The organism is Nostoc sp. CCY 9925, assembly GCF_963920935.1.
In the GTDB taxonomy this organism is placed as follows: Bacteria; Cyanobacteriota; Cyanobacteriia; order Cyanobacteriales; family Nostocaceae; genus Nostoc.
The window spans coordinates 99718-105897 of record NZ_CAWUDO010000018.1 but is presented as its reverse complement, the minus strand read 5'-3'; the positions used below and the strand labels follow the sequence as shown (position 1 = coordinate 105897).

The window sequence follows — 6180 nt, the reverse complement described above, 5'->3', positions numbered from 1 at the left end:
TACAGCAATTGCTACTACGCTGTGGTGGTTCTATTTCTGTCAAAAGTAAAGTAAATGAAGGTTCCACATTTACAGTGCAATTAGCCAGTGTTGGTGATTTACCAGGAGCGATCGCGACTGGAAATGAGTGATCAAGTAGAATTTAGAATTCAGAAGCGGAGCCGGAGACGCTCCGCCTCCGGTCAGAATTCAGAATAAATTTTGTAGGACTGACGGATAGAGTAGCGATTTGCCTTGTCTGCGAACGTTTGAATAACTCAGTTTCAGTCCCCTAGAAAATAAATTTGTTGGCTTACAATTAGTGGTCGATCTGAATACTCGACTAATTGATTCTGAATTCTGAATTCTGAATTCTGGATTCTCTTTATCTTCTCCAACTTAATGATGATTATTTGCTAGAAGGTGTGGGGATGGAGGCGATAATTTGGCGGAGCATCATGACTTGCCAATAAGGTACAGGAGCTAGCAATACAGTACCAGTTCCTTCAAAAGTATTGACAAGAAATTCACCAGAGGTCATTGAACCAAAAAAAGATTTGGTAGCTTTTTCCACACGATAATTTAAAGTGGTTGTGCGAGCGATCGCAAAATTTCCATCAACAACTAATCGGTCATTTCGTAAATTGATTACTTCTACAGGGCCTTGTGCTACCATCACCACTTTACCCCTACCTTTGACTTTTGTTTGAAACAAGCCTTCGCCACCAAGTAAGCCTGATGCCAATTTGTTTCGTTCAACTCCTACTTCTACGGTGCCATCACTGGCCCAATAAGCACCACTATCTAAAATCCATTCATTACCGTCTAATTCTAAGATGTGATATCCCGATAAAGAAGGCTCTAAATATAATTCACCCGTACCTGTATATGTAGGACGGAAAATATTTTCTCCCGTAGCTAAAGATTTTAAAAACCCACCTGCTGAAGGGGCTTTAGATTCCATTTGAATGTTGCCACGTATATAGTACATAGCACCAGATTCAGTCCGTACTGTTTCGTTTTGCAAAGTTACTTTGACTAAACGTAAACTTTCCCGTTCAACAACTTCAAAAATTGCCATAATTTTCCTTTTGATTTTTGCCTAAATGTATACTTGGCTCTGAAGCAGAATTTATATACATTTTTGGCATCTATTTTTACATATGGCAATTAAAAGGGAACAGGGAATCGTCAACACTTCAGCAAGCTCCCTTCGACAAGCGCAGTGCGGCCCAGGCAACAGTTATATAGAGACTTCCAAATAAAAAAACATTCAATTTTTCTTGTGGGGTGGACATCTTGTCCGCCCTAACTATTGGGCGCGCGAGACGCCTACCCTACAAGTAGTAGTAATTTATTTCTTGGTATAGCAGGAGGCAGAAGGCAGGAGGCAGAAGGCAGGAGGCAGAAGGCAGGAGGCAGCAGGAAGGAGGTAAAAGTATTACTATTCCTAGCTTCCATGCTTTCAAAATGTCCTAACCTGTGTGACTACGGCTATATTTTTCTAACTTTTAACTCCTAGCTTTTCCTGATTGCTGCTAACTTCCAAGGGCAGGAAAATTGTTAATATTTCTCCATAGTGTGGACGTTGACGAACAATCAGTTTGCCGCCGATCGCCTGAAACAAATGCTTGGTTGCGGCCATATTCAAGCTAATAGTACCTGTTTCTGGCTGGAACATCAGCAGTTGACCAAGGGCTTTGCGAATTGGCGGCGTTGCTGGTGTAGCTGATTTATTTGTATCTTTGGATAACAGTTGGGGCGATAATTGTAACTTCAGTTGATCTCCAGCCGGAATAACCTGTACCTGAATGTGGCTACCAGCGGGTAAGCTGCGTGTAAAATTCTCCATCAAACCAGTGAGTACGCGATCCAGCATACTGGGATTACTAACCACAGTTGGCAGTTGCTGGGGTAAAACAACATTTAAAGTTAAGTTACGTCGCTGTGCTGCTTGTTCCCAACGGGGAATACTTTGTTGCAACACTTGGTCTAAAGACATCGGCGTGAGTTGAGTTTTTGAAGATTTTACTGGGGCAGAAGTTTCCAGTTCTGCTGCTTTAAACAGTAACTCCATACGGTCAATTTGCTCAGTACACTCATGATCGATAATTTCTAAGCGATTGATGACGCTGGGGGCCAAGTCCCGCCGCTTCAAGAGTAGGCGAGTCATGGTGCGAATAGTTGTCAAAGGTGTACGAACTTCGTGGGCAAAGGCCTGGAGCAATTCGACATCAGGACGGGAAGAGGTTTCAGCAGACACGGAGAGGGGAAGATGCGATGACGCGGGCAAAGAAATCTCCGTTTCTCCATGTCCTCCAAAGTTCAGCTCGCCGCAAGCTGACCCTCTGACTTCTCTCCGTGTCGCGGTGTCCTCTTCTGGTTCTGTTAGTCCAGCAAGTAACAGCTGGCTAAACTGAACGACGATGCGGTAATCTGGTGCTACTGGAGAATACTGTTGTATTAATGCATCTAGTTGGGTAAAAAATTCTGGATTAGTCAGCGTTACCCGCGCTCCTAGCGATCGCCAAGCCTGGTGTACTACCTCTGGCTCAAAAGAAAATGAAAAGGTTTTTTTACCGTTTTTGTGTGTTGCTAAAACTAGTACTAATGTAAATTTATCTGTAAAAACTAAGCAAAACTGTTCTGCTGCCAGTGGATCGGCGGGTAGCAGGGGAAGTACGGATTCACAGGGGGCAACTTCACAATCTTGAGGTGTGATCGCATCTGGCATCTGAAATGGCATCAGCGCCAAAGGGTTAAATGGTTTTGCTGTAAAAGTTACTGTCTGTAAGCTTTGAGCCAGTTTTGGCTGACTAAATAGTGGTGCTGGTGCAGCTAAAACTAATCCTTGGGTCGTGTCACCTGAAACAGCTGCTAAACTATTTAAGAGCAAGTGTTCTGTTGCTGCAAGGCTGACACGCCACTGCCGCTCTGCTATTGTCGGTGAACATTCAGCTACACTTGATTGATTTTGTGCCAAGATTTCGCACAGACTTGGCAGTATCCACTGGTACACAAGTTTTCACCCCTTAATTCAAGAGCGACAAATAGCGTCTAGGGTAGACACTTCACTACTACCTAGAGGTTATATTGATTTGTGTACACGTAACAGTCGTAGAACCGAACAATTTGGGTGGAATTTCCGCTGTAGATTGAAAAATTGTATGGACACGTTTGCGCAGCGTCTCGCAGAGAAGAAAGAAGGGTTTCAGAGAGTTTTTGCGTAAGTCCTAGTTATAAAAGGGGATTTGGTATAACTCCTTTTTTTAACGGGGGAACTAGAATCGAATGCCCCCTTTTTAAGGGAGTTGAGGTATCTAAAACGACGGTAAATTTATTATTTGAGCTGAAGTTGACACCAATGACAGGTGTGCATCCCTATCGGTGATGCGATCCAAAATAAATGAAAAAAACTATAATGCTCCTCTCCAACACGGAGAAGAGTTGGAGAGAGGTTGTTGAACTCACGTTACTAGATTGCCTTTGGAAACTTGGAATTTTGCACAGTTGTACTAGTCTTCTCTTTCACCAAAAGCTGTCTGTAAAATCACTGCAATACCACCGTCTTGGTGATATTTATCTGCCCAAGCACGGATAACTTCATCCAATTCTTCCATAGCTTGCTCCATTTTTTCTGGAAGAATATCAAGTTCTTCCAACAAGCGCATGGCATTTCGTCGCCGTTCTGCCCAATTTTTCATCATGCGGAAATACCGAGCGGTATCTTCTACCATGATGTAAGTGCGTTCTTGGTCGTCTGCTGGGGCATAAAAAGGACGAGTCAGAGCATAGAAGGGCATTCCCCAAGGAGAATCAATGCGCGTTACCGTACCTGAATAGAGCAGACGGCGCTTGATATGCTCACCCAAGGCTTCACTCAATGGCATTTGGTGTTCGGGTGGCAAATCTTCTTGCGATCGCTTGTGCAAAAACTCGATCAAATCCAAGAACTCAAATGAGCTAACTAACTGGGCATCAGGCAGATTACTTGGTAGTTTTTGCTCAATTTGTCTTTTTTCTTCACTTGTCAGACTAGTACCAGGAACGCGCGATCGCCCCGGTTGCCAAGGATATTTTTCTAACCAGACATAAGGCAATTGAATCAGATACCGAGGTTCCTGAGAACCCAGCATCTTTAGCAGTTTCCCTTCTGTTAGCGCTTGTCTAACTTCTTCTACAATAATTTTTACCCGTTTCGGCTCCAAATGGTGCAAATGCCCTGTCATTCGCAGGTTTTGTCCCTGCTCTAGATAGGTCATGTAAATTGCACACTTGGCTGCTGTTGCGGCTGCGTCTAAAAATGCCCCATGCCTGTGCCCACTCGTCCGCATGGCACTAAAAGCCAGATAAAGCATGATCTGATCCATCGCACTGGGGTCAAGACGTTTGATCAGATCTATGTCGTTACTCATATTACAGACAATTGAATAGCACGTTTACACAATTTTTAATCGAGTGAAAATAGGTAGTATACACCTGGCTGAAGGCAATGTCTTTACTTCAGACTATATTAGTATGCGATAACTATGATATCGGTGGTAGCTCAAACTACTATTATCGCATATTTTCTGGTACACACAAAGATTCAGTGTTGTTACTATAACTGTCTTTACATCTGTCCAGAAAATTTTCAGACATCACCATGTCTAGCTTGATCGTGGTTTCTAGTCCTCAAAGTCAACTGTCTTACAATTAATCTACAAAGCTTTTAAGTTCTTTAGGTTTTTCTAGTTTGTTTTCTTTGAAGAGCAAAAATGTCAGGCTGCTTAGGGCTAATTATGACATGATGCTAGCTAGCTCAAAGTAAAAACTAGTTTACGCGGTTCATCTGGGATATCTATAGAGTCGAAAAAGATGGTTTTTATTTAGCTTTGACGAATTATTTGTAGTACACAATCGACTGGAAATAATCGGCAGCGATCTAGAAGGAAACCGCTTACCAAGTGTGCCAAGATTCACAAGCTCAGCTAAATGGGTAGTTGCGAACTATCATCCTGTTCACAACCTCCAGTGATGTTTCGGCAATATAGCTTTCTGGCTTGAGGAAAAAGTGTAGACATCAAGTAGAACAAATAATTTCAATTTCCAAATACCTGTTTTTTTCAAACATCGCTACTGATTGTATCATTATTTTTCACTTTGGGAATATATTTATATCTTTTAAAATTTATCACTTATGTGTATTTAAATAATTCCTATTTGGAAAAAGTTAAGATTCCTTGATATTTTAAAAAAGCTAAAAAATCAGAGATGATTTATCTTGATTGTGTTGCTGAAGTGACGCCAAAATATGCAATACAGACACAATTAACTGTGCAGGCATTAGGCTTTACTGAACTGCAAAATTAGCGATTACTCAAAAATATGATAAAACAAATTCGACTCAATTTGATCGTTAATAATATTTTTTTTGGTAATTAAATTATATTTTTATTATGAAAGTATTTTAAATTTTCATTATTTAGCGCAGTCAAGAGCGGAGGTGGAGACCCTCTGCCTCCGGTCAAGATTCAATGGTCAAAGTCTAGTTTTTTGGACTTTCGACTTTTGATTCTGAACAACCTTTAGGAACACAACTATAGGAATCCGCTTTGATTTTTGAACTTATTTACGTGGTGCGCGTTCGCGTTGGCAAAGCCTCTCGTAGAGAAGCGTCTCGCAGAGAAGTGCAGCGTAAGCGCGATAGGCAGCGAGTGGCTACAGACGGGAGTTAGGGAATAGGGAATCAGCCTTTTGAAGTTGAAAACGAGTTTTTTCACGCAATCAAATAAAAGTCCTATATGAAACTTGCGTAAGTCCTATAAATGTGGAACAGTTTAGACGATGTTTTCCAAGTGGTGGCTAGTCTATTAAAAACTCGAAATCTACTCTAGCGCTTTCCTGAAAAACTAGGACTTTAGGAAGATTTTTCCCGTTGAAAAAGCTGTAAAGGCTAGAATATCGATACAACAGCAGACTTTTTAAACATCTGTTAGTAGCTTTTTCACGGGCGATCGCTCACTATATTCATGTAGCGACAATAGTCTGCCAAGCTGAATAAACAACTCATCCCATTTTGGATTGGGAATCGCTTTGGTGTGTCTGGGTTTTGTTAATCTATCTGTCACAATCATTTTTCAAATTGGGCATTGGTCTAGACATTGGTGTTACTATTCCAAAACGTGCTGCAATCGTCTCAACTCCTTGCAAATCTTGTCT

5 protein-coding genes are annotated in these 6180 nt (G+C 41.5%); 1 reads left to right on the top strand and 4 read right to left on the bottom strand.

The features are described 5' to 3' along the window. Window positions 1-388 precede the first annotated feature (388 nt). The 3 genes from ACM0OY_RS12485 to hetR all read right to left on the bottom strand — a co-directional run bounded on the left by ACM0OY_RS12485 (window position 389) and on the right by hetR (window position 4394). Window positions 389-1060, bottom strand: a complete 672-nt coding sequence (locus ACM0OY_RS12485) for an AIM24 family protein (protein ID WP_414569166.1) — start codon at window positions 1058-1060, stop codon at window positions 389-391. A 423-nt stretch (window positions 1061-1483) separates the two neighbouring features. Next, window positions 1484-2998, bottom strand: coding sequence for a sensor histidine kinase (locus ACM0OY_RS12480; RefSeq protein WP_414569165.1), 1515 nt, complete (start codon window positions 2996-2998; stop codon window positions 1484-1486). Window positions 2999-3494: 496 nt separating this feature from the next. Further along, window positions 3495-4394, bottom strand: coding sequence for a heterocyst differentiation master regulator HetR (hetR, locus tag ACM0OY_RS12475; RefSeq protein ID WP_096534886.1), 900 nt, complete (start codon window positions 4392-4394; stop codon window positions 3495-3497). A 1179-nt stretch (window positions 4395-5573) separates the two neighbouring features. On the opposite strand from hetR, the gene ACM0OY_RS12470 reads away from it, so the two are divergent. Beyond that, a complete protein-coding gene (locus ACM0OY_RS12470; protein WP_414569164.1) occupies window positions 5574-5696 on the top strand; it encodes a hypothetical protein in 123 nt (40 codons plus the stop codon). 246 nt (window positions 5697-5942) lie between these two features. On the opposite strand, the gene ACM0OY_RS12465 is transcribed toward ACM0OY_RS12470, so the two are convergent. Beyond that, window positions 5943-6095, bottom strand: coding sequence for a hypothetical protein (locus ACM0OY_RS12465; RefSeq protein ID WP_414569163.1), 153 nt, complete (start codon window positions 6093-6095; stop codon window positions 5943-5945). Window positions 6096-6180 lie beyond the last annotated feature (85 nt).

Bases quoted from the DNA above. Each gene is read 5' to 3' on its own strand.
- ACM0OY_RS12485 (WP_414569166.1), bottom strand. From the start codon at position 1,060: ATGGCAATTTTTGAAGTTGTTGAACGGGAAAGTTTACGTTTAGTCAAA.
- hetR (WP_096534886.1), bottom strand. From the start codon at position 4,394: ATGAGTAACGACATAGATCTGATCAAACGTCTTGACCCCAGTGCGATG.
- ACM0OY_RS12465 (WP_414569163.1), bottom strand. From the start codon at position 6,095: ATGATTGTGACAGATAGATTAACAAAACCCAGACACACCAAAGCGATT.